Source organism: Knoellia koreensis, assembly GCF_013041615.1.
In the GTDB taxonomy this organism is placed as follows: domain Bacteria; phylum Actinomycetota; class Actinomycetes; order Actinomycetales; family Dermatophilaceae; genus Pedococcus; species Pedococcus koreensis.
In genome coordinates this window covers 68,457-90,703 of sequence record NZ_JABEPQ010000002.1, presented here as the reverse complement: position 1 = coordinate 90,703, position 22,247 = coordinate 68,457, and the positions used below count along the sequence as shown (strand labels likewise).

The window sequence follows — 22,247 nt, the reverse complement described above, 5'->3', positions numbered from 1 at the left end:
GGTGTGAGCGCGCGCGTGCGCCCGAGCGTGTGCTGCGGTGGCTGCGCCGCGGTGGCTGAGCCACGGATGCACCAGCGTCGGCGTCGGCGTCCGGCATCCGTGCAAGGCTGGGCCCATGCCACTGACGATCGGGTACAAGGCGTCCGCGGAGCAGTTCGGTCCGCGTGACCTCGTCGACTACGCGGTGCTGGCCGAGGAGCTCGGCCTCGACAGCGTCTGGACCTCGGACCACTTCCTCCCGTGGCGCCACCAGGGTGGTCACGCCCCGTTCGCCCTGTCCTGGATGACCGCGGTGGGCGAGCACACCTCGCGGGTGAAGATCGGCACGAGCGTCCTCACCCCGACCTTCCGCTACAACCCGGCCGTGGTCGCGCAGGCGTTCGCCACGAACGCGCTGCTCACCGGTGGCCGCGTCATCCTCGGGGCCGGCACGGGTGAGGCGCTCAACGAGGTGGCCGTGTCGGGCCGGGAGTGGCCGGACTTCAAGGAGCGCTTCGCCCGGCTGCGCGAGTCGGTGCGCCTGATCCGCAAGCTGTGGACCGAGGACTCGGTCGACTTCGAGGGCGACTACTACACGCTGGTCGGTGCCAACATCTACGACCGGCCGGCCGAGCCCGTGCCGATCTACATCGCCGCCGGCGGACCGCAGGTCGCCAAGTATGCCGGCCGCATGGGTGACGGGGTCATCTGCACCTCGGGCAAGGGCATGGACCTCTACACCGACAAGCTCATGCCCGCCGTGGTGGAGGGGGAGGAGGCGCGGGGCCGCGCGCCCGGCACCGTCGACCGCATGATCGAGGTCAAGCTCTCGTACGACCGCGACCCGAAGGCTGCCCTCGAGAACTGCCGGTTCTGGGCGCCCCTGTCGCTGACCCCCGAGCAGAAGCACAGCGTCGACTCCGCCGAGGAGATGGAGGCGCTCGCCGACGAGCTGCCCATCGAGCAGGTGGCCAAGCGCTGGATCGTCGCCTCCGACCCGGACGACGCCGTCGAGCAGATCAAGCAGTACGTCGATGCGGGTCTCAACCACCTGGTGTTCCACGGTCCCGGCGCCGACCAGCGCAGGTTCCTCGAGCAGTTCTCGGCCGACCTGCTGCCGCGGCTGCGGGAGCTGGAGCCAGGGGTGCCCGCTGGTTCGAGGTAGTCCGCGACCGGGAAGTGGTACTCGACTACCTCGAACCGGTCGGAAACCGGACCCTGTTAGGCGGGGATGCCCTCGTTGCGGGCCTTGGCGCGCCGGCTGATGTCGGCGCACTCGACACAGACCGACTCAGGGATGACGCCGAGACGCATCAGCAGGCTGAAAACCTGGCACCCCACGCACAGCCCGAAGACCGCCTCGAGCGCCGGGAAGACCACCATCACGACCCCGATCAGGACCACCGGCAGGGTGGCTCCGGCCAGCCAGAGCACAGTAGCGGCGACCGTCAGCACGGCGCCGATGGCCGCGGCGAAGCGTTTCGGGGGACCGGCGGTGTACCTCGGCGCGGCTCCGACCCGTGGCCGCACGAACCGCCCGACGAACCGGGCCACCGGGCTGGCCGACGGCCCCCACCCGGTCCGCAGGACGAAGTCCACCGCCAACACGGCATACAGCCACCACTGCTGGGTCACCAGGGCGACCACGCCCACGACCAGGACGACTGCGGCGATGAGGCGCACGGTGACGTCGTCGACGATGGTGGGGAACCGCGAGATGTGCATGGACCGATTATGGATCACATAACGCGAGATTAAGTAGTGATGTCCTTCGTGGACGGGGGACGTCAGTTGATGTCGTCGTCCTGGCCGTCGAGGCCGTCGAGCCCGTCCTTGGCCCGGTCCTGGCCCTGGTCGATCTGGTCGGCGTACTTGCCGCCGGTCTTCTCGTCGACGAAGTCGCCAGCCTTGTCGACGCCGTCGCCGATCTTGTCCCCCTGGCTGTCGACGGCGTCCGTCGCCTTGTCCTTCATGTTGTCGAACATGCTCATCGAAGAAGCGTCCTCTCCTCTGAAGGTGCACGGGCCGGACGGCCCGCCGCCGCCCACAGTAGGGGCAGGCACGGCGACCGTCGAGCGATGAATGTCATGGTTTGTCGTACCTTCACATTTGCGCCCGGACCCGGCCACCGGCGTCAGGCACCTGCAACGCGCCCCCTACGCTGGGCCCGTGAGAGCGGCAGGGGTCAACGACAGCGGCCACGTGCGCAGCTTCGCCGCACGGCGGGGCCGCGTGTCGCCGCTGACCCGCGAGCGGATTGCCGAGTACTTCCCGCGGCACGAGATCCCACAGGGGCCACTGGTGCCGGTCGAGGCGTTCGGCCGGGAGGCGCCGGTCGTGCTCGAGATCGGGTGTGGGCACGGTGCCGCCGCCCTCGCGTATGCCGAGGAGCACCCCGACCACGACCTGCTCGCCGTCGACGTCTTCACGCCCGCGCTCGCGCGGATGCTCGCCGCGGCCGACCGGCGTGGCGTCACGAACCTGTGGCTGCACCAGGGCGACGCGGTTGCCCTGCTGCGCGACCGCGTCGCGCCGTCGACCTTCGCCGCGGTGCACCTCTTCTTCCCCGACCCGTGGCCCAAGGCGAAGCACGCCAAGCGCCGGTTCGTCTCTGCCTACACCCTCGACCTGCTGGCCTCGCGGCTTGTGCCGGGTGGTCACCTCCTCGTCGCCACCGACCACGCCCTGTATGCCGCGCACGCGCGTGACGTGCTCGCGGCGCACCCCCGGTTCGTCGTCACCGAGGGGGAGCGGCCGCCCTGGCGACCGACCGACGGGTTCGAGGCCAAGGGGCTCGCGGCAGGCCGCTCCATCACCGAGTTCCGCGCCACCCTCGCCGACTAGGCCCAGCACCCACTGAAGGTGCCGGCGACTCGTTGCCGGTCACGCGGCATACGGCCCCTGAGATCCGGCTCGGTGCCGAGTGACCGGCAACAGGTGCGGAAGGGTTCGCTTGCGGCTCAGGCGAGCTGGGGAACAGCGGCGAGGAGCTTCTTGGTGTAGTCGTGCTGCGGGTCGAGCAGCACCTGCTCGACGGTGCCCTCCTCCACGATGGCGCCGCGGTACATCACGAGCACGCGGTCGGCGATGTTCCACGCGAGACCGAGGTCGTGGGTGATGACGAGTGCCCCGAGGCCAAGCCGACGCTTGAGCCGCAACATGAGGCCGAGGATCTCGCCGCGCACCGAGGCGTCGAGCGACGCGACCGGTTCGTCGGCAACGAGGAACCTCGGCTCCAGCGCCAGCGCGCCGGCGATGACGACGCGCTGGCGCTGACCGCCGGACAGCTCGTGGGGGAGGGCGCTGGTGAACTGGGCGGCCGGTCGCAGCTCGGCCTGGTCGAGTGCGCGTTCGACGCGTTCGCGCTCGTCACCGGGCAGATGGTGGATGCGGATGCCCTCGGCCACGGCCTCGTAGATGCTGTGGCGCGGGTTGAGCGCGCTGCTCGGGTCCTGGAGCACGAGCTGCACGCTGCGCCGGAACGGCCGCAGCTCCTTGGGTGACGCGGGCAGCGGCGCGCCGTCGAAGAGCACCCTTCCGCTGTCGGCCCGGTGCAGCCCGAGCAGGGTGCGCGCCAGCGTGGTCTTGCCCGACCCCGACTGCCCCACGAGGGCGACGATCTCACCGGTGCGGCACTGGAGCGAGACGTCGTCGACGGCTGTCACCGTGCCCGCTCGCGTGTGGAACCGGACGGTCACGTTGTCGGCGGCCAGAATGGGGCGCTCATCCGGATTGGCCTGCGGCGCAACAGGTATGCCGCCCTGCGCCGGATCGTCGGCGGGCGCCGCCTCCTCGACGACGCGGGTGGCCGGTCGCAGCCGCGAGGTCGGGTCGCCGATGGTGGGAAAGGCCCGCGCGAGGGTGGCGGTGTAGTCGTGGGTCGGGTTGGTGACGACCTCGTGGCTCGGGCCTTCCTCGACCACGACTCCGTCGCGCATGACCGCGATCCGGTCGCACGTCGAGGCGAGGACGGACAGGTCGTGGCTGATGAACAGCAGGGCGATCCCGCGTTCGGCGACGAGCTTGCGCAGGATGCGCAGCACCTGGTCCTGGACGATGACGTCGAGCGCCGTCGTCGGCTCGTCCGCGATGACGAGGTCGGGGTCGCACGCCAGGGCCATGGCGATCATGACGCGCTGCCGCTGCCCACCGGAGAGCTCGTGGGGGAAGGAGGTCTCCTTGGACCGGTCGAGGTCGACCTGGGCGAGCAAGTCACGCATCCGCTGCTCGCGGGCCTTCTCTGTGGCGTAGTCGTCCTTCACGTGCAGCTCGAGCGCCTCGACGATCTGCTCACCGACGCGACGGACGGGGTTGAGAGAGTGCATGGCGCCCTGAAAGACGATCGAGGCCTCGCTCCAGCGCAACGCCCGCAGCTTGCCCCACGACAGGTCCTGCACGTCGTGGCCGCCCACGCTGACCCGGCCGGTGAGGGTGGCCGAGCGGGGGAGCAGCCGCAGCACCGCCATGGCGAGCGTCGACTTTCCCGAGCCGGATTCGCCTGCCACGCCGAGGGATCCGCCGGCGGGGACGGTGAGCGAGACGCCCTTGACCGCCTCGACCGGGTCGCGGCCCGGGGGGTGGTAGGTGATCGTGACGTCGTCGAACACGAGCTCTGCCATCAGCGGCCTCGCAGGGTGGGGTTGATGACGGACTCGAGTGCGCGGCCCACGAGGGTGAAGCACAGCACGACGACGACGATGGCCAGCCCTGGCGGCAGGACGAACCACCAGAAGCCACCGGTGGCGGCGCCGGAGTCGAGGGCCACCTTGAGCATCGAGCCCCAGGACGGCTTGGTCGTGTCACCGAGCCCGAGGAAGGACAGGGTCGACTCGGCGATGATGGCCGAACCCACGGTCAGGGTCGTGTTGGCCAGCACCAGGGGGAGGACCGCCGGGAGGACGTGCCGGCCGATGACGGTGCGGTGACCGGCACCGAGCGCCCAGGCTCGTTCGATGTATGGGCGGGACTCGATTGTCAGGGTCTGCGATCGCACCAGCCGGGCCGTGCTGGCCCAGGAGGTGACGCCGATCGCCAGGATGATCGTCCACACGCCCCGTGCGAGCACGGCCGACAGGACGATGGCCAGCACGAGCGAGGGCAGCACCAGGAAGAAGTCGACGACCCGCATGAGCACGGCCGCACCCCAGCCGCTGTAGTGGCCGACCGCCATGCCGACGACGGTGCCGATCACCATGGACAGCAGCGTTGCGACCACCCCGACGAGCAGGGAGACGCGAGCACCCCACAGGAGCGTGACCAGGACAGAGCGACCGGACGGGTCGGTGCCGAGGGGCAGCGACCACGTCGGCGGGTGGTTGATGGGGTTGTCGATCTGCGTGACGTCGAGCAGCCGCGCCGGGGCGAGGACGGGTGCGAGGATCGCGAGCAGCACGATGACGAGTAGCACGACCAGCCCGACGAGTCCGCTTCTGCTGGAACGGAACTCGCGCCAGACCCGCCCGGCTGCCGCCCGTCGCCGGGCGCTGGTGGCGCTGGTGGCCCTGGACGAACTTCGTGGGGCGCTTGTCATGCGGCACGCACCCGTGGGTCGAGGAAGCGGTAGAGGAGGTCGGCGGCGAGGTTCATCAGGATGACGATGCTGGAGAAGACGACGAACGTGCCCTGGAGGAGGGGCAGGTCGGGGCCGGACAACGCGGCATACGTGAGATATCCCAGCCCGGGCCACGAGAAGATGGCCTCCACGGTCACGGCGCCCGCGATGAGTCCGCCCAGGTGGAGGAAGACCAGGGTGACGGTCGGCAGCAGCGCGTTGGGCACGGCGTGGCGCCGGCGCACGAGGTCCTCGCGCAGGCCCTTGGCGCGCGCGGTCGTGAGGTAGTCGGCGTGCATCTCCTCGAGCAGGGAGGCGCGCATGACGAGGAGGTACTGGGCGTAGGTGACGGCCACGAGCGTGACGACAGGCATGATCATGTGGCGAATCACGTCCCACACCAACGGAATTCCCGTCGCGGTCGTGCCGGCGGTCTTGAGTCCACCGGTCGGCAGCCAGTGCAGCATGCCGCCGAAGACGAGCAGCAGGATCAGGCCGAGCCAGAACGTCGGCACCGACCACAGCACCAGCGCGCTGCCGGTGTTGAGCCGGTCGAACCAGCTGCCCCGACGCCACGCGGCGCGCTGCCCGATCCACAGCCCGAGAGCGATGGCGATGGCGGCCGAGACGCCGGTGAGCAGCAGCGTGGCGCCCAGGTGCTCTGCGATGAGGTCGGAGACGGGGCGCCGGTAGACGTAGGACTCACCGAAGTCGAGACGCGGCAGGTTCTTCAGGTAGATCCAGAACTGCGTGTGCAGTGGCTCGTCGAGCCCGAACTGGCGCTTGAGAGTCTCCAGCTGCTCGGGCGACATGATCCGCCCACGGGTCATCGAGCGGGTGGGGTCCCCGGGGAGGATGCGGAACGCGAAGAACCCGAGGACCACCACCATCACGAGGCTGAACGCGGCCCCGCCGGCCTTGCGACCGGCATACCGCCAGAACGACGTGCCGCCACGGACGTCCCGGTCGGCGTCGGTGGCCTCGACGTCCTGCTCGAGGAGTGCGCTGGTCACTCGCGGTCGTCAGCGGTCGAGCCGCGGCGCCGCGCGAGCCACGCGCCGCCGCCGAGGGCCGCCAGCAGAGCCACGGCGATGGCGACCCAGCCGCCCGCGCCCATGCCGCCACCGGAGCTGTCGCTCGCGTTCTTGCTGTCGGCGCCCACGGGCTGCGCCTTGAGCAGCGCGTAGTAGCCCGACTGGCCGTTGAGGACGCCGCCGTCCTCGGGCATCTTCGTCAGGTCCTTGAACTTGTCGGAGCGGTAGGCCTCGAGGTTCTCGGGGTACCAGAAGTCGATCGACGGGGCGGCGTCGTAGTGGATCGCCTGCATCTGCTTGACGATCTCCTGCCGCTTGGCCGGGTCGAGCTCGGCATGCTGCTGGGCGTAGAGCTTGTCGAACTCCGGGTCGCACCAGTAGTCCATGGACGTCGAGCCCTCACCGTTGGTCTTGGTGGGCAGGGCGTTGCAGGTGTTGATGCCGAGCTGGTAGTCGGGGTCGGCACCGAGACTCCACGCGGTGAAGTACATGTCGTACTTGCCGGCCGTGGTGTCGGCGGAGATGGTGTCGCCGTCGGTGGGCTTGACGGTCACGCCGATGCCGACGGCCTTGAGCCACGGGACGATGAAGTCGGCGCGCGACTGGTCGACCGAGTCGGAGTTGTCGACGAAGAGGCGCAGGTTGATCGGCTTGCCGCTCTTGTCGAGGCGGACGCCGTCGGGGCCCTTCTTGTAGCCGGCTGCGTCGAGCTTGGCGTTGGCGGCCGCGGGGTCGTACTTGGCGAGCTTGGACTCGTCCTTCCACTGCCACTGCGGGTAGACCGACGGGATGAACGACGTGGCAAGCGTGCCATGGCCCTGGAAGGTCTTGTCGAGCAGCTCGGGGATGTTGATCGCCTGGCGGATCGCCTGACGAACTGCCTTGTCCTGCAACACCGGGTTGCCGTCGCCGACCTTCTTGCCGTCACGGGTCTTGGCGCCCGGGTTGAGGCTGAGGCCGACGAAACGGCGACCCTTGCCGGCGTTGGTCGTGATGCCGTCGGCGTTCTTGAGCGAGTCGAACTGCGGCACCGTCAGCGTCGGCTGGCCGACCATGTCGACCTCACCGGCCTTGAGTGCCTGCACGGACGCGTCGGTGTTCTTGTAGATGACGTAGGTGACGCCGTCCAGCTTGGGCTTGCCCTGCCAGAAGTTGGGGTTCGCCTTGAGGACGACCGACTGGCTCGGCGTGAACTTCTCGAGCACGAACGGACCGGAGCCGACGACGTTGGTGTCGTTGGCGTACTTCACCTTGTCGCCGATCTTCTCCCAGACGTGCTTGGGGACGACGGGGATCTCGAGGCCGGGGTTGGACGCCTGCGGCTCCTTCATCGTGATGACGAGGGTCTGCGGGTCGGGCGCCTCGACCTTCGCGAAGTTGCTCACGAGCGAGCCGTTGGCGGTGCCCATGTCGGAGTCGGTCATCATCTGCTGGTAGGTCCACTGCGGGTCGGCCGAGGTGATCGGCTGGCCGTCGGACCACTTCATGCCCTCGCGGATCGTGAAGGTCCACGTCTTGGCGTCGGCGCTCGTCTCCCACTTGGTGGCCAGGCCCTCGGTGGGGGAGCCGTCCTTGACGCTGTACTGCACGAGGTTCTCGTAGACGAGCCGGTTGAGGCCCGTCGGCAGCAGGTAGATCGAGATGAACGGGTTGAACGTGTCGATCGTGCTGCTCGCTGCCACCTTGAAGATGGTGGGCGACTTCGCAGCGTCGGCGGAGGTGGCAGGGGCGGCGACGGCCAGGGCGCCGGCGAGGGCCCCCACGCTCAGGGTCGCGACCAGGTTTCGGATGGCTCGCACGGTGGGTCAGCGCCTCTCGTCAGCGGTTTCCTGGGGCTCGGGAAGTTGGCGACAAAACAACCACCGCAAACCGGGCATGTCAATGGATTGCGCCGCGACGCGCCAGAGTGGTGGAAAGTTACGTTTTGGTGTCGGACCAGGCAGAGCAGCAGGTATGCCGCGTGCTCGCCGCCCGTGGCGTCGTCGCGTTGGTGCCGGGTGGGCGTCTCGTCGACCTCGGCTGCGTCAGCCTCGAGGTGGCGGCGATGTCTGCCGGTTCGGTCAGAAATGCACCTGACGCGTCGCGCCCGAGGTGCATTCCTGCCAGTTCCGGCATGAATGCCCACCGGATCGGTCACCCTGGGGCCATGCGAGGTGGTCCGGAGCGGGGTGCGCTGATCGGGTTGGCGGTGGGTGCGGTCCTGGTCGTCCTGCTCATCCTGCTGCCCGCCGCCCTGCAAGGGGACTTCTACGAGATCACCGACCCGCTCGTGGTCATGGGGATTCCGCTGCTCGTCCTGGGAGCGGCCGTTGGAGCTCTTGTCGGTGGGCGGCGCCGCTCCGACAGGTGACCGCTCACGAAGTCCACACTCGCGGGATGCCAAGGGCGCGGCATACTGCGCCTTTGGCAGCCCGCAACGCTGACAGCGCTGGGTCGGGTTACGGGGTAGCCGGAGCCGCCGTCGCGACCGGGCTCCTTCGTCGCCCGTGCGCTCCGGCTCCCTGCATCCGGCTTCCCCGCCACAGCACGTCGCAAGCTCCGTGCTCGTGTCGGGGTAGCCGGAGCCGACCTCACGGTCGCGCCTCGTTCCTCGGCGCCCCCGCTCGGTCTCCCTGCATCCGGCTTCCCCGCCCACGGCCTGCGCAAGCTTGGCCGTTGGTCGGGGTAGCCGGATTTGAACCGGCGGCCTTCCGCTCCCAAAGCGGACGCGCTACCAACCTGCGCCATACCCCGTCGCTCGCGAGTCGATTTCAGCCCTGGCGAGCGCGGGCATTAGGCTAACGCCTCGGTTCCAGCGCCCGCCGCTGGGTCCGCGCGGGTGTAGCTCAATGGTAGAGCCCCAGTCTTCCAAACTGGCTACGCGAGTTCGATTCTCGTCACCCGCTCAGATGCGAGGAGCCCCCGAACATGTCTTTCCGTTCGGGGGCTCCTCGCATCTCTTGTGAGCATGTCGAGAATCGGGAGGAGCCCCGGCGCGAAGCGCCCCTCGCGACGGCTCTCGTCACCCGCTCCACCCTTGCTCGTACGGCTCCCAGTCGCGGCGCAGGAGGCCGTAGACCCACGAGTCCGAGACTTCCCCGTTCACGATGCAGTCCTCGCGCAGCGTTCCCTCGAGCTGGAAGCCGCACTTCTCGAGAACCCGGGCCGAGGCCACGTTGCGGGTGTCGGCCTCGGACTGGACCCGGTTGAGGTCGAGCGCGGCATACGCCCAGCCGAGCAGGGCCCGCGCCGCCTCGGTCGCAAACCCCTGGCCCCACGCCGGTTTCGCGAACACGTAGCCCAGGTTGGCGCTGCGGTATCCCGGGTCCCAGTCGCCCAGCACGATCCACCCGATGAACGCCCCGTCCGAGGCCAGCTCCACCGCCAGCCGGGCGCCCGTGCCCTGGTCGGCCATGGTCCGGCAGGCGTTGATGAACCGCTGCGCTCGAGCCGGATCCGACCATGGTGGAGAGTCCCAGTAGCGCAGCACCTCCGCATCCGACATCAGCGCGAAGAGCGCCCCGGCATCGCTGTCCTCGAACGGCCGCAACCGCAGTCGCGAGGTGGTCACGGTCGGCGCGGGAAGCGGCATACCTCAGACCCTCACACGCGAAAGTGCGGCTTCGCACGGGAAATAATCCCGAGCGAAGCCGCACTTCCCGCATGACGCGGAAAAGCTGTGGCAGGTGGGGCGAGGGTCAGCTGCCCTTGCCGCCGCCAGCCCGGAACTGCTGCCAGGCGTCACTCATGCGGGCCGCCTGCCCGGCGGTGAACATGTTCATGCACGAGTCCTGCGTGTAGTCCATGAAGTTGTGGATCGGGTCGAGCCCCGGGGCCGCGCAGGTGTCGGCGCCGACCGGGCAGTTGAACTGCGGCATGGCCTCCGACGGCGTGTCCGCCACCCAGTCGCCCCGCGCCGAGCAGGCGCCGGCGAAGGTGTGCTCGAGCATCATCCAGTGACCGACCTCGTGGGTGAGGGTGTCGCCCTCGGCGTACTTGCCGGCGGTGCCACCGGGCATCGACTCGTCGAGCATGACGACGCCGTCGATGTAGTCGCGCCCGTTGTTGTAGCCCTTGGGGAAGTAGGCCCAGCCGAGCAGCCCGCCGCCGATGTTTCCGGCGTAGACGTTGAGGGTGCGTGCATCACCGGTGTAGAGCGCCTTCTTCATGTCCCGCTCGTTCTTGCCCGGCTCGACGGTGTACCACGTGGGGTTCACGGTCCAGGTCGTGTCGGTGAGCTCGAACCGGAATGGCGTGTTCGCCGCGTCCGCTGCCGTCGCGCCCGAGTAGGAGTCGTTGAGCACCTTCATCTGCGCCGCGATCATGCCCTCCCAGCGGGCCTTCTCGGCGGCCGTGAACTCGTCCGCGCCGATCATGTGGAACACCACGGGGATCGTGACCGAGCCCGCGGGCAACGTCGGCAGGTCATTGAGGACGCCGTAGGCGTTGGCCTCGTTCTTGGGGTAGAGCGCAGGCTCCTTGGCCGTTGCGCCCTCGGCCGCCCGGGCGCCGGACGACGCCGACCCCGAGTCGGCGCAGGCTGCGACCGCGGGTGACGGTGCCGGAGCGGCGGCTGCGGTGGTGACCGCGGCGCTGCCGGTGACGGCGAGGAGGAGGGCTGCGGCCGAGGTGAGTACACCCAGCCGCAGCGTGGTGCGAACGCGCATGCTGTTCCCTTCCGTGGCGCCCCGACATCGGTGGCGGGGCCTCCCGGCGAACCTATCGCCGCAGGCCGCGCGGCGAAACCGTCACAAGCCGTACTCCTCCAGCAGCCGCAGGTAGATCTCGCTCATCGTCGGGTACGACGGCACCGCGTGCCACAGCCGCGCCAGCGGCACCTCGCCCACGATCGCGACGGTCGCCGCGTGCACCAGCTCGGCGACGTCCTGCCCGACGAACGTCGCGCCCACGAGGACCCCGCGCGCCTCGTCGACGACGAACCTCGCCTGCCCCTGGTACCCCTCGGCCTCCAGGCCGGAACCCGCGGCCGAGTCCATGGGCACGTCCACGACACGAGTGTGTATGCCGCGTGCCTCCGCCTCGTCGGCGGTGAATCCCGTTGCGGAGACCTCGGGGTCGGTGAAGACCACCTGCGGTGAGCCGAGCCCGGTGGCGAACGGCACCGTCTTGTCCGGGTCAGGGTCGCGTCCGGTGGCCACGGCGCCGATCAGGTCACCGGCCGCCCGCGCCTGGTACTTGCCCATGTGCGTGAGGAGGGCGAGCCCGTTCGCGTCGCCGACGGCATACAGCCACTCACCTTCAACGCCCTTGACCCGCATGCGCTCGTCCACGTCGAGGTAGCCGGCGTCATTCGACTGTGCCCCAACGGAATCCAGTCCGAGACGGTCGCTCACCGGTCGACGGCCCACGGCCACCAGCAGCTCGTCACCGACGACGGTGTCACCGGAGTCGAGCTCGACGGTGACCTCGCCCGACACGCCTGGCCGCGACACGGAGACGGCCTTGGTCCCGAGACGTACGTCGACGCCGTCGCGGTCCAGCGCCTCGCGCACCGCCGTGGCCGCGAACTCCTCCACCCGCCCGAGCAGCCGGTCCGCCTGCTCGAGGACGGTCACGGTGGAGCCCAGCGCGGCATACACCTGCGCCAGCTCGCACGCGACGACACCGCCACCGAGGACGACAAGCCGATCCGGCACCCGGCGCGACGTCGTCGCCTCCCGGTTGGTCCACGGCTTTGCGTCGCGCAGGCCGGGAAGATCCGGCACGGCAGGGTCCGTGCCCGTCGCCACCACGACCGCGTGCCGCGCCCGCAGCCGCGTCGTCCCGTCGACCTCGACCAGCCGCTCACCGACGACCTTCGCCTCGCCGCGCACCAGGTCGATGCCGGCGTGGTCGAGCCAGCCGACCTGGCCGCTGTCGTCGAGCTCATCGCTCGTCCCGACCCGGTTGACCCACTCGTCGCGCCGGGCCAGCACACCAGTCGGATCCACTTGTGCCCCAACGGATCCCTGCACGCGCTGCGATGCGCGGGTCGCATGGATCGGCCGCAGCAGCGCCTTGCTGGGGGAGCAGGCGTAGAAGCTGCACTCGCCACCGACGAGGTGCTTCTCGACGATGGCGACGGTCAGCCCCGCCTTGTGGGCCCGGTCCGCGGCGTTCTCGCCCACCGGGCCCGCCCCGATGACGACGACGTCGTACTCGCGCTCGTTCATGACAGCAGCGCCCCGCCCTGCCCCGCCGGGCGGCCGTGGAGCGTGTCGGACAGGTGGGAGCGCCCGCCGTCCCGGTCGAGCCGCTGCTCGACCTTGGAGATGACCCGCGCGCTGGGCCAGACGTGCCAGGCGAGCAGTGCCAGCGCCAGCACGGTCCCGATCACGACCGTCATGACCGTCTGCGGCTGGACGACGAACGCCAGCACCAGCCCGATCACCGCCACGGCCTCGCTCAGCGCGAGCCGCAGGAAGAGCGAGGACTGGAAGGCCAGCCGCCCTGCGACCGCCGCCTCGTCAGGCGGTGTGCTGGGCGCGATCGCCGGGACGTTGTAGCCGATCGCGTTGCTCAGCAGGAACGAGGCGACCGCCAAGACCCCGAGCGCCCACGGCACCCAGGTCGGCGGGTAGACGTCCGTGGCGAGCACGCCGGACATGACGGCGGTGATCACCACCAGGGCGACCATGACGGACCCGACGAGGATCTGGGTCGTGCGCAGGGGTGCCGCCGCGGGCTGTGCTGTCGTCATGGGGCAACCCTAGGCAGGCAGGGGCGCCCACCGGTCGAGTTCGGCCGGGCGCGCCCGTGCGGCTACCATGGCTGACCGGCCATTCTCTGCGTATGCCGCGTGCCCGCGTGCCGCGCCGACGCCGGCCCATACAGCCCCATCGCCACCGACCACCGGAGTACCCCGAAGTGAAGAGCGCCGTCGAGAACCTCAACCCGACCCGGGTCAAGCTGACCGTCGAGGTCCCGTTCGAGGAGCTCAAGCCGAGCCTCGACGCGGCATACGCGACGATCGGCAGCCAGATCCAGGTGCCGGGCTTCCGCAAGGGCAAGGTCCCCAGCCGCATCATCGACCAGCGCGTCGGCCGCGGCGCCGTCCTCCAGGAGGCCGTCAACGAGGCGCTCCCGCAGTTCTACGGCCAGGCCGTGGAGGAGAACGACGTCCGCCCGATCGGCCAGCCCGAGGTCGACGTCACCGAGGTGCCGGCCGAGGACGGCCAGGAGCTCAAGTTCACCGTCGAGGTCGACGTGCGCCCCGAGGTGAAGCTGCCCGAGGACTGGAGCGGCATCACCGTCGAGGTCGACGAGGCCAAGGCGTCCCCGGAGGACGTCGAGGAGCGGCTCGTGTCGCTGCAGGAGCGGTTCGGCACCCTCAAGGGCGTCGAGCGCGCGGTCAAGGACGGCGACTTCGTCTCCATCGACCTCAAGGCCACCATCGGCGACGACGAGATCGACTCGGTCACCGGCATCTCCTACGAGGTCGGCTCCAAGAACATGCTCGACGGCCTCGACGAGGCGCTGGTCGGCATGGAGGCCGGCGAGACCAAGACCTTCACCGCCCCGCTCGCCGGCGGCGACCGCGAGGGTGAGGACGCCGAGGTCACCGTGACCGTGCAGTCGGTCAAGGAGCGCGAGCTGCCCGCCCTCGACGACGACTTCGCCCAGCTGGCGTCGGAGTTCGACACCCTCGCCGAGCTGCGCGAGGACCTCACCAAGCAGGCCGAGCGCGCCAAGAAGTTCGAGCAGGGTGTGCAGGCCCGCGACAAGGTGCTCGACCACCTGCTCGAGACCATCGACATCCCGGTGCCGGAGGGCGTCGTCGAGGCCGAGGTGCACAACCACCTCGAGGGCGAGAACCGGCTCGAGGACGACGAGCACCGCGCCGAGGTCGACACCAACACCCGGCAGGCGCTCAAGGCCCAGTTCCTCCTCGACGCCATCGCCGAGCGCGAGGACGTCAAGGTCGAGCAGCCCGAGCTCATCGAGTACCTCATGATGTCGGCCCAGCAGTACGGCATGGACCCGAACCAGTTCGCCCAGGCCATCGACCAGCAGGGCCAGGTCCCGGCCATGGTCGCCGAGGTCGCGCGCCGCAAGGCGCTCGCATCGGTGCTGGAGAAGGCCAAGGTCGTCGACACCGCGGGTGCCGAGGTCGACCTCAACGAGCTCACGCCGACCGACATGGTCTCCGAGCTGGTCGAGGACGACGCAGCCACCGAGGCTGCTGCGGCGGAGGAGACCGACGAGGCCGCTGCCGAGGAGGGCGCGGACCGCGCCTGACCGGCCCCACCAGAACGCAAACGTATGCCGTGCGCCCGACCCGGGCGCACGGCATACGTCATTTGCGCGATGGTTCGTGGGCACGCCCGGCCCGACCATGAGCGCATGGACACCACGGGGTTCCGCAAGCTGCGGCTGGCGGTGCAGGAGGCCGGCCGACCGGCCGAGTCCTGGTACGCGCGCCGGGTGCAGCGCGCGATGGAGGGGGCGTTCGAGCGCGCCGGGCTGTTCTCCGAGTTCGAGCTGGGCCGTACCGACGACCTCGACCGGATGGTGATCGGCGTGTGCCGGTGCGCCGACGGGGTGCTGCCCTGGGAGGCCGGCACGGGCGTCGAGCAGATCTGGCGGACGGCCGTGCTCGACGCGCACTGGGAGTCGCACGCGGTCGCGTGCACCGACAGCCTGATGGAGTTCGAGGGCGCGGTGACGTTCGACGAGACCGGGCACTACGTCACGGTGCACGTCGTGGCCGAGCCGGCGACCGTGCCGGAGCCGGAGCCCCAGCCGGCGCCCAGTGCCGAACCGGCGATGCCGGCCGAGCTGGCGTCGCGGGAGGCCGGGGAGCGGCAGCCGATCAGCTGACCGGTGGCGCGGTGGTGGTGCCGAGGCGCACCGTGGTGGGGTGCACGGCATCGGTCGGTGTCTCGCCCTCGAGCAGGGTGCGCACCATCTCACCCAGGGTGCGGCCCTTGGCCTCGCCCTGCTGGTCCACCGTCGTCAGCTTTCCGGCGAACCACGGCAGCTCGACCCCGTCGAAGCCGGTGACGCTCAGGTCCTCCGGCACGCGCAGCCCGAGGTTATCGGCGGCGCGGATCACGCCCAGCGCCAACAGGTCGGACTGTGCGACGACGGCCGTCGGTCGCAGACTTGCGGGCAGCTCCAGCAACGGTCGCACCGCCAGCGCCGCCTGCTCGACGTCGGGCATCGACGTCTGGACGAGTGGTGGGCGGCCACCGTCGGGCTGGTCGCCGAAGACGTCGAGGAAGCCGTGGGCCCGGTCGCGGGTGTCGACGAAGAGCCCGGCGGCGAGGTCGGCCTCGTCGACCGGGCCGGTGGGGGAGTCGGGGCCGAGCGGCATGAGGACGTGGGCGACGCGGCGGTGGCCGAGGTCGTGCAGGTGGCGGCTCATCGCGGCGCTGGCGCCACGGTTGTCGAGGCCGAGCTGGGTGACGCGGGGGTCGGCGGGCGACCCGTCACCGATCATGGGTATGCCGCGTGCGGCCAGGTGGTCGACGGCCGGGTTGTGGTCGGGTCCGCACAGGGAGAAGACGACCGCGTCGAGGGCGGCCGACTGCAGGTGGGTGATGGCCCGCTCGGGCTCGCCGGCCTGCTGCGCGATGAGCAGGATGCCGGCTGGCACCTCATCGAGCACCTGGGACAGGCCGTCGAGGACGCTCACCGCGAACGGGTCGCGGAACGCGTGGCCGAGCCGGCCCTCGACCACGACACCGACGACGCCCGACCGCCCGGCCCGCAGCTGCGAGGCCAAGGGGTCGGGGCCGGCATACCCGAGCTGCTCGGCGGCGGCGCGCACCCGCTCGACCGTCTCGGCGGCGACCGGGCCCTTGCCGCTGAAGGCGAGCGAGGCCGTCGACGTCGAGACTCCGGCGGCGTCGGCGACGGCGCGCAGGGTGACCCGAGGTTGACGGGGAGCGGTCATGGGGGACACACTATCGAATCGATTCGATCGAATCGATTCGACCTCGCCGCCCGTCCTGGCGTCCGCGGGACTGGCTGCCATGGCGACCACTCCCGCAGACGCAAGCACACACCGACCGAAAGTCCCGCACGTGACCCAGACCATCGCCCCCGACCTGACCCGAGTCCGCCGCGCCCGGCTGGCGGTGCTGGTCGTCTTCGCGCTCGCCGGCGTGGTGTTCAGCTCCTTCGCGTCACGGATCCCGGACGCCAAGGCGGCCCTCGGGCTGAGCGCCGGGCAGCTGGGGCTCACCCTGTTCGCCGCGTCGTGCGGGTCGGTGCTCGCGCTACCGTTCGCCGGTCGGGTCGCCGACCGCATCGGCGCGGCCCGCACCGTCGTCACCGGCATGGTCATCTCCTGCCTGGGGCTGGTCTTCGTCGGCGTGGCAGTCGACGTGTTCGAGTCAAGGCCGCTGATGGCCGCCGGCCTGTTCTTCCTCGGCCTGGGTGTCGGGCTCTGGGACGTCGCGATGAACCTCGAGGGCGCAGCCGTCGAGCGCTCCCTCGGCAAGACCGTCATGCCCCACTTCCACGCGGCGTTCTCCGGTGGCACGGTCCTCGCGGCCCTCGCCGGCTCGCTCATGTCGTGGGCAGCGGTGCCGCTCGTCCCGCACTTCCTCGGCGCGGTGGCGCTGACCGCGGGTCTGGGCGCCTGGGGTGTGCGTGCCTTCCTGCCGCGCTCGGTCGAGGTGAGCACCGACGAGGACTCGTCCGCCGATGAGGACACCTCCTCGGGCCGCCCCGCCAAGCCGCGCTCGGCCTGGCTCGAGCCCCGCACCCTGATGATCGGCCTCGTCGTCCTGGCGTCGGCGTTCACCGAGGGCACCGCGAACGACTGGATCTCGGTCGCCTTCGTCGAGGGCCACCACGTCCCCAACTGGGCGGGCGTGCTGGCGTTCGCCGTGTTCCTCAGCTTCATGACCCTCGGCCGGATCGTCGGCACCAGCCTGCTCGACCGGTACGGCCGCGTGCCCGTGCTGCGGGTGACGCTGGGCATGGCCGCGGTCGGGTCGATCATGGTGATCTTCGGCAACCCGGTGGTCGCCTACCTCGGCACCGCCATCTGGGGCGTGGGTGCCTCGCTCGGCTTCCCCGTCGGCATGAGTGCCTCCGCAGATGACCCGAAGCGCGCCGGTGCCCGCATGTCGGTCGTCGCGACGATCGGCTACACCGCCTTCATCGCCGGGCCGCCGCTGCTGGGCTTCCTCGGCGACCACTTCACCGTCCTGCGGGCGCTGCTCGTGGTGACCGGGATGGTCGCGCTCGCGATGCTCGTCATCCCGGCGACCCGCGAGCCTGCCGGTCAGCGCCCGGGAGCGGCGCCGACCGACGCCGAGGCGCCCGGCGCGGACGCCGCGCGCGCACACTGAGCCGGCCACCCGGCATACCTCGGCATGAGGGTGCGTCGGGAGGGGGAGGTATGCCGGCTCGCGCGCCGGGCCCTGAGCGCTGTGCGCTCAGGGCGAACAGGACGGGGTTCGGGGAGTTTGCCGTGGGCGCCCCACGTTAGGGTCACTGACAGCACCACGAGTTCTAGTGATGGAGACACGAGTGAGCAGCGAGATCGTCGCAGCGGGTGAGACCCCGCAGGGTGGCCTGGACGACCACATCTACAACCGTCTGCTCAAGGAGCGGATCATCTTCCTCGGCTCCGACGTGCGTGACGACAACGCCAACGCGATCGCCGCGCAGCTGCTGCTGCTGGCGGCCGAGGACCCCGAGAAGGACATCTGGCTGTACATCAACAGCCCCGGTGGGTCGATCTCCGCGGGCATGGCCATCTTCGACACGATGAAGTGGATCCCCAACGACGTCGCGACCGTCGCCATGGGCATGGCGGCCTCGATGGGCCAGTTCCTGCTCTCCGCCGGCACCAAGGGCAAGCGCTACGCGACCCCGCACGCCCGCGTCATGATGCACCAGCCCTCCGGCGGCATCGGCGGCACCGCCTCGGACATCAAGATCCAGGCCGAGCAGATGCTCTTCGTCAAGCAGCAGATGGCCCAGCTCATCGCCGAGCACACCGGCCAGAGCGTCGAGCAGATCGAGAAGGACTCCGACCGCGACCGCTGGTTCAGCGCGGAGGAGGCCAAGGAGTACGGCTTCGTCGACCACGTGTTCAGCAGCGCCTCGCAGGCGGGCGGCCGCGCCGGGTCCGACGACGACAACCCGGTCACCGGGGACAAGTGAGGAACTGACTTCATGAACGCCAACACCAACCCCGCCATGCACGGTGGGCTGCACGTTCCCGGGCCGTCGAGCAGGTACATCCTGCCGCAGTTCGAGGAGCGCACGTCCTACGGCATGAAGCGGCTCGACCCGTACACCAAGCTGTTCGAGGACCGCATCATCTTCCTCGGTGTGCAGGTGGACGACGCCTCGGCCGACGACGTGATCGCCCAGCTGATCGTGCTGGAGTCCCAGGACCCCGACCGTGACATCCTCATGTACATCAACAGCCCGGGCGGCTCGTTCACCGCGATGACCGCGATCTACGACACGATGCAGTACATCCGCCCGGACGTGCAGACGTTCGTGGTGGGCCAGGCTGCGTCGGCTGCCGCGGTGCTCCTGTCGGCCGGCGCGAAGGGCAAGCGGTTCGCGCTGCCGAACTCGCGCATCCTCATCCACCAGCCGGCGCTCGCCGGTGGCGTGGGCGGCCAGGCGTCCGACCTGGAGATCCAGGCCAACGAGGTGCTGCGCATGCGCGAGTGGCTCGAGGAGACCTGGGCGTCCCACTCGGGCCGCACGGTCGAGCAGGTCCGCCAGGACATCGAGCGCGACAAGATCCTGTCCGCCGCGGAGGCCAAGGAGTACGGCCTCATCGACGAGGTCCTCCAGACCCGCAAGGCGTCCGCCGAGGACTGAGACAGCCCCGAGGACCCGAGCGAGGGACGAGCGAGGCCCGCAGGGGCGGTTCGCTCAGGCCGACCGAGGGCGCCGAGGACTGAGCCAGCCCCGACCACACGCATCCGGTATGCCGCCCACTCACGCGAGTGGGCGGCATACCTGTGCCTGGGCCCAGTTGCCGCGAGTCTTCGGAAGAATCCCTACGTTGGAGCGGCGAAATTCTTCCGAAGACTCGGGACCCGGCTGCGGTCGGACTCGTTGAGGACGGCGGAGCGAGTCGAGGGCGGGCTGCGTCACAGCGGCATGAAACGGTCGCTGCTCGTCGTGCTCACCCTGTTCGCGGCACTGCTGGGGCTGCCCACCTCCAAGGCCTGGGCGTGTTCCTGTGCAGCCCTCACGCCCGCGCAGGCGGTGGCCAAGGCGGACGTGGTGTTCCGCGGCACCCTGACCGGCGTGGAGGATGTCCCGTCCGGCCCCGTGCTGACGTCGAAGGACCCCGTGAACTACACCTTCACCGTCGGCACGGCTTACCAGGGTTCGGTCGAGCGGGTGGCGGTCGTGCAGTCACCGCGCAGTGGCGCTTCGTGCGGGCTCGAGGGGATGGAGCCGGGCCGCGAGTACGTCGTGTTCGGAGAGTCCAAGGGCGCTGGAACGCTCGCCGAGCTGTGCGGCGGGACCGCTACGGCCACTCCTGCGTTCGTAGCCGACGTGGAGGCTGCTGCCGGACCGGGCCACGAGCCGGTGGCCCTTCCGGCAGCCCCGGACCCGGCGACGAAGGACCAGCCGCGGGTCGAGCCGGTCACCCAGACCCTGGAGACGCGGGAGCAGTCGCGGGCCTGGGTCGTCGGGGGTGTGGCACTCGGACTGCTGCTCGGTGCCGTCCTGGTCGCCGTGGCTCGCGGCCGTCGCAACCAGTGGTCGCGGTGACGGGGGAGCGGGACACTGGGGCGGTGGGTGAGGCGCGGATGAGGCGGTCGTTGCTCGTCGTGGTCACGCTGTTCCTGGCGCTGCTGGTGCTGCCCACCTCGAAGGCGTGGGCGTGCTCGTGCGCCGCGCTCGCGGTGCCCGACGCGGTCTCGCAGGCGGACACGGTGGTCACCGCGGGCGTGGTGTCGGCGCACGGGGAGAGCAAGTGGTCGCCCGAGGGAGCGGCGCGGTACGAGCTGGCGGTGCGGTCGGTGTACAAGGCAACTGCGACCACCACCACGTGGGTGGCCGACGACCCTGGCTCCTGCGGGCTGGTCCTGCAACCCGGCCGGGAGTACGTCGTGTTCAGCAACCACCGGGACGGCCAGCTGGTCAGCAGCGACTGCGCCGGCAACACCCAGGCCGCCAGCGGGATCGTCGCGCAGGTGGAGCAGCAGACCGGGCCACCGACGGCCGCACCGGTGGGTGCCACCGGCGGTCCGGGCGAGAACACGTGGCTGTGGCCGGTGTTCGGAGGGATGGCTCTGGCGCTGCTGCTCGGTGCCGGGCTGGTGGTGGTGCTGGTGCGCGGCCACGAGCGCCGCCGCCGCGACCCTCGTTGAACGCGTTCATGTCTCGCAACATGCGCTGGTGGAGCGTCCGCGACGGCATGTTGCGGGACATGAAGCGGGAAGGTGGCCGGTGGCCGGTGGCCGGTGACCGGTGGCCGGTGACCGGTGACCGGGGCTGTCGTTCGGCCCCGGCCACACGGCGTGGCGAGGTGGGTTACCTCTGCTCGGCCTCGCCGGCGCCGACGAGCTCATCCTCGGCCGCGGCCAGTTCGGCCCTGCGGCTGGCGCGCAGGCTCGTCAGCGTCACGACGACCAGAATGCCGACGATCACGCCGAGCGAGGCCAGCGTGGGCACGGTGGGCACCCAGGCCCAGATGCCGTGCGCCCAGTGCAGCACCAACTTGACGCCAATGAACCCGAGGATCGCGGCCAGGCCGAAGCCGAGGTGCACGAGTTTGGACAGCGCGCCCTCGAGCACGAAGTACAGCGCGCGCAGGCCCAGCAGGGCGAAGGCATTGGTCGCGAACACGAGGTACGGGTCGCCGGTGATGCCGTAGACGGCGGGCACCGAGTCGACGGCGAAGACGATGTCGGTGCCGAGGATCGCGACGGTCACCAGGGCCAGGGGGGTGAGGGCCCGGCGGCCGGCCGAGCGCACCGTCATCGCCGTGCCGCGGTAGTCGTCGGTGACCGGCATGAACCTGCGGATCAGACGCACCGAGCGCAGCTTGCTCGGGTCGACCTCGTGCTCGTCGCCCTTGACGGCGTCACGCAGGAGCTTCACGCCGGTGGCGAGCAGGATCAGGCCGAAGAGCAGGAAGGTCCAGTCGAAGTTCGCCAGCATCTGCGCGCCGAGCGCGATGAAGATGCCACGCAGGACGAGCGCGCCGACGACGCCGATGAGCAGCACCCGCTGCTGCAGCTCCTTGGGCACCGCGAACGCCGCGAGCACCAACATGAAGACGAACAGGTTGTCGACCGACAATGACTTCTCGACGAGGTAGCCGGTGTAGTACTCGAGGCCGATCTGGCTGCCGTACCGGCTCCAGATGAAGACACCGAATGCCACCGGCAGCGCGATGTAGAACGCCGACCAGCCGAGGGCCTCACGCATGGACACGGCGTGCGGCTTGCGGGTCAGCAGGAAGTCGAGCAGCACCAGCGCCAGCACGGCGGCGATGCTGGCACCCCACAACACGGGGGTGCCGATCGACGAGACGGCGGCCGAACCGCCGGAGCCACCAGCAGCGAGCAGGGACGAGAGCATCAAAAAACCTCAGATCACGATGGGTCTGAGGTCTCCTTCACCGCCGACCGGCGGTGCCGACCCGGGATCGCCATGGGGCTCTCGTAATGACCGGATCGAACTTGGGAAGTACTCCCCTCGTTGCCAATTCTACGAAACGCCTGCGGCGACATGCAAACCCGCGGCGGCCACGC

At 70.2% G+C, this 22,247-nt stretch carries 22 protein-coding genes and 2 tRNA genes; 11 read left to right on the top strand and 13 right to left on the bottom strand.

Going from position 1 to position 22,247, the window contains the following annotated elements:
• The first annotated feature begins 115 nt into the window (after positions 1-115).
• The gene (gene fgd, locus HJG52_RS08785) at positions 116-1,144 is read left to right on the top strand and encodes a glucose-6-phosphate dehydrogenase (coenzyme-F420) (RefSeq protein ID WP_171243252.1); all 1,029 of its coding nucleotides are present in this window, start codon (positions 116-118) and stop codon (positions 1,142-1,144) included.
• Positions 1,145-1,200: 56 nt separating this feature from the next.
• On the opposite strand, the gene HJG52_RS08780 is transcribed toward fgd, so the two are convergent.
• On the bottom strand, positions 1,201-1,704 hold the full coding sequence (locus HJG52_RS08780; protein ID WP_171243251.1) for a DUF4395 domain-containing protein: 504 nt from the start codon (positions 1,702-1,704) through the stop codon (positions 1,201-1,203).
• Between the two features lie 62 nt (positions 1,705-1,766).
• Positions 1,767-1,970 (bottom strand): antitoxin, encoded by a 204-nt coding sequence (locus tag HJG52_RS08775; RefSeq protein WP_171243250.1) that lies wholly within the window; start codon positions 1,968-1,970, stop codon positions 1,767-1,769.
• A 178-nt stretch (positions 1,971-2,148) separates the two neighbouring features.
• On the opposite strand from HJG52_RS08775, the gene trmB reads away from it, so the two are divergent.
• Complete coding sequence (gene trmB / locus HJG52_RS08770; RefSeq protein ID WP_346767646.1) at positions 2,149-2,823, top strand: tRNA (guanosine(46)-N7)-methyltransferase TrmB; 675 nt, start codon at positions 2,149-2,151, stop codon at positions 2,821-2,823.
• A 116-nt stretch (positions 2,824-2,939) separates the two neighbouring features.
• Here the strand turns inward: trmB and nikE are convergent, their stop codons facing one another.
• From nikE to HJG52_RS08750, 4 genes are read right to left on the bottom strand one after another with little or no spacing between them, the layout of a single operon-like run.
• Positions 2,940-4,598: a nickel ABC transporter ATP-binding protein NikE gene (gene nikE / locus HJG52_RS08765; RefSeq protein WP_171243248.1), complete on the bottom strand. Its 1,659-nt coding sequence runs from the start codon at positions 4,596-4,598 to the stop codon at positions 2,940-2,942.
• Entirely contained in the window at positions 4,598-5,509 is a 912-nt protein-coding gene (locus HJG52_RS08760) for an ABC transporter permease (protein WP_171243247.1), read from the bottom strand. The genes nikE and HJG52_RS08760 overlap by 1 nt, the downstream gene beginning before the upstream one ends.
• Entirely contained in the window at positions 5,506-6,543 is a 1,038-nt protein-coding gene (locus HJG52_RS08755) for an ABC transporter permease (protein ID WP_346767645.1), read from the bottom strand. Before HJG52_RS08755 ends, HJG52_RS08760 begins: the two co-directional genes overlap by 4 nt.
• Positions 6,540-8,363 carry an ABC transporter substrate-binding protein gene (locus HJG52_RS08750; protein WP_171243246.1) on the bottom strand — a complete coding sequence of 608 codons (1,824 nt, stop codon included), beginning with the start codon at positions 8,361-8,363 and terminating at the stop codon, positions 6,540-6,542. Before HJG52_RS08750 ends, HJG52_RS08755 begins: the two co-directional genes overlap by 4 nt.
• A 347-nt stretch (positions 8,364-8,710) precedes the next feature.
• On the opposite strand from HJG52_RS08750, the gene HJG52_RS08745 reads away from it, so the two are divergent.
• Positions 8,711-8,914, top strand: a complete 204-nt coding sequence (locus HJG52_RS08745) for a hypothetical protein (RefSeq protein ID WP_171243245.1) — start codon at positions 8,711-8,713, stop codon at positions 8,912-8,914.
• Positions 8,915-9,220: 306 nt separating this feature from the next.
• On the opposite strand, the gene HJG52_RS08740 is transcribed toward HJG52_RS08745, so the two are convergent.
• Positions 9,221-9,297: transfer RNA gene (locus HJG52_RS08740), tRNA-Pro, on the bottom strand.
• Between the two features lie 81 nt (positions 9,298-9,378).
• Here HJG52_RS08740 and HJG52_RS08735 point away from each other — a divergent pair.
• Positions 9,379-9,449: transfer RNA gene (locus HJG52_RS08735), tRNA-Gly, on the top strand.
• A 116-nt stretch (positions 9,450-9,565) separates the two neighbouring features.
• Here the strand turns inward: HJG52_RS08735 and HJG52_RS08730 are convergent.
• The 4 genes from HJG52_RS08730 to HJG52_RS08715 all read right to left on the bottom strand — a co-directional run bounded on the left by HJG52_RS08730 (position 9,566) and on the right by HJG52_RS08715 (position 13,243).
• Positions 9,566-10,135 (bottom strand): GNAT family N-acetyltransferase, encoded by a 570-nt coding sequence (locus HJG52_RS08730; protein WP_171243244.1) that lies wholly within the window; start codon positions 10,133-10,135, stop codon positions 9,566-9,568.
• Between the two features lie 106 nt (positions 10,136-10,241).
• Positions 10,242-11,210: a zinc metalloprotease gene (locus HJG52_RS08725; protein WP_171243243.1), complete on the bottom strand. Its 969-nt coding sequence runs from the start codon at positions 11,208-11,210 to the stop codon at positions 10,242-10,244.
• Between the two features lie 81 nt (positions 11,211-11,291).
• The gene (locus tag HJG52_RS08720; protein WP_171243242.1) at positions 11,292-12,716 is read right to left on the bottom strand and encodes a dihydrolipoyl dehydrogenase family protein; all 1,425 of its coding nucleotides are present in this window, start codon (positions 12,714-12,716) and stop codon (positions 11,292-11,294) included.
• Positions 12,713-13,243, bottom strand: a complete 531-nt coding sequence (locus HJG52_RS08715; RefSeq protein ID WP_171243241.1) for a hypothetical protein — start codon at positions 13,241-13,243, stop codon at positions 12,713-12,715. Before HJG52_RS08715 ends, HJG52_RS08720 begins: the two co-directional genes overlap by 4 nt.
• A 167-nt stretch (positions 13,244-13,410) precedes the next feature.
• Here HJG52_RS08715 and tig point away from each other — a divergent pair, with 167 nt between their 5' ends.
• Both tig and HJG52_RS08705 read left to right on the top strand, forming a co-directional pair.
• Positions 13,411-14,781, top strand: coding sequence for a trigger factor (gene tig, locus HJG52_RS08710; protein WP_171243240.1), 1,371 nt, complete (start codon positions 13,411-13,413; stop codon positions 14,779-14,781).
• Positions 14,782-14,886: 105 nt separating this feature from the next.
• Positions 14,887-15,363 carry a hypothetical protein gene (locus tag HJG52_RS08705; protein ID WP_171243239.1) on the top strand — a complete coding sequence of 159 codons (477 nt, stop codon included), beginning with the start codon at positions 14,887-14,889 and terminating at the stop codon, positions 15,361-15,363.
• Here HJG52_RS08705 and HJG52_RS08700 read toward each other — a convergent pair.
• Complete coding sequence (locus HJG52_RS08700) at positions 15,356-16,441, bottom strand: LacI family DNA-binding transcriptional regulator (protein WP_171243238.1); 1,086 nt, start codon at positions 16,439-16,441, stop codon at positions 15,356-15,358. The genes HJG52_RS08705 and HJG52_RS08700 overlap by 8 nt on opposite strands.
• Before the next feature lie 130 nt (positions 16,442-16,571).
• On the opposite strand from HJG52_RS08700, the gene HJG52_RS08695 reads away from it, so the two are divergent.
• The 5 genes from HJG52_RS08695 to HJG52_RS08675 all read left to right on the top strand — a co-directional run bounded on the left by HJG52_RS08695 (position 16,572) and on the right by HJG52_RS08675 (position 20,858).
• Positions 16,572-17,849 (top strand): MFS transporter, encoded by a 1,278-nt coding sequence (locus HJG52_RS08695; protein WP_346767644.1) that lies wholly within the window; start codon positions 16,572-16,574, stop codon positions 17,847-17,849.
• A gap of 181 nt (positions 17,850-18,030) precedes the next feature.
• Entirely contained in the window at positions 18,031-18,669 is a 639-nt protein-coding gene (locus HJG52_RS08690) for an ATP-dependent Clp protease proteolytic subunit (RefSeq protein ID WP_346767643.1), read from the top strand.
• Between the two features lie 12 nt (positions 18,670-18,681).
• The gene (locus HJG52_RS08685) at positions 18,682-19,347 is read left to right on the top strand and encodes an ATP-dependent Clp protease proteolytic subunit (RefSeq protein WP_277352120.1); all 666 of its coding nucleotides are present in this window, start codon (positions 18,682-18,684) and stop codon (positions 19,345-19,347) included.
• A gap of 285 nt (positions 19,348-19,632) precedes the next feature.
• Positions 19,633-20,256: a hypothetical protein gene (locus tag HJG52_RS08680; RefSeq protein ID WP_171243235.1), complete on the top strand. Its 624-nt coding sequence runs from the start codon at positions 19,633-19,635 to the stop codon at positions 20,254-20,256.
• 23 nt (positions 20,257-20,279) lie between these two features.
• Complete coding sequence (locus HJG52_RS08675) at positions 20,280-20,858, top strand: hypothetical protein (RefSeq protein ID WP_171243234.1); 579 nt, start codon at positions 20,280-20,282, stop codon at positions 20,856-20,858.
• A 163-nt stretch (positions 20,859-21,021) separates the two neighbouring features.
• Here the strand turns inward: HJG52_RS08675 and HJG52_RS08670 are convergent, their stop codons facing one another.
• Positions 21,022-22,074 (bottom strand): TerC/Alx family metal homeostasis membrane protein, encoded by a 1,053-nt coding sequence (locus HJG52_RS08670; RefSeq protein WP_171243233.1) that lies wholly within the window; start codon positions 22,072-22,074, stop codon positions 21,022-21,024.
• Between the last annotated feature and the right edge of the window lie 173 nt (positions 22,075-22,247).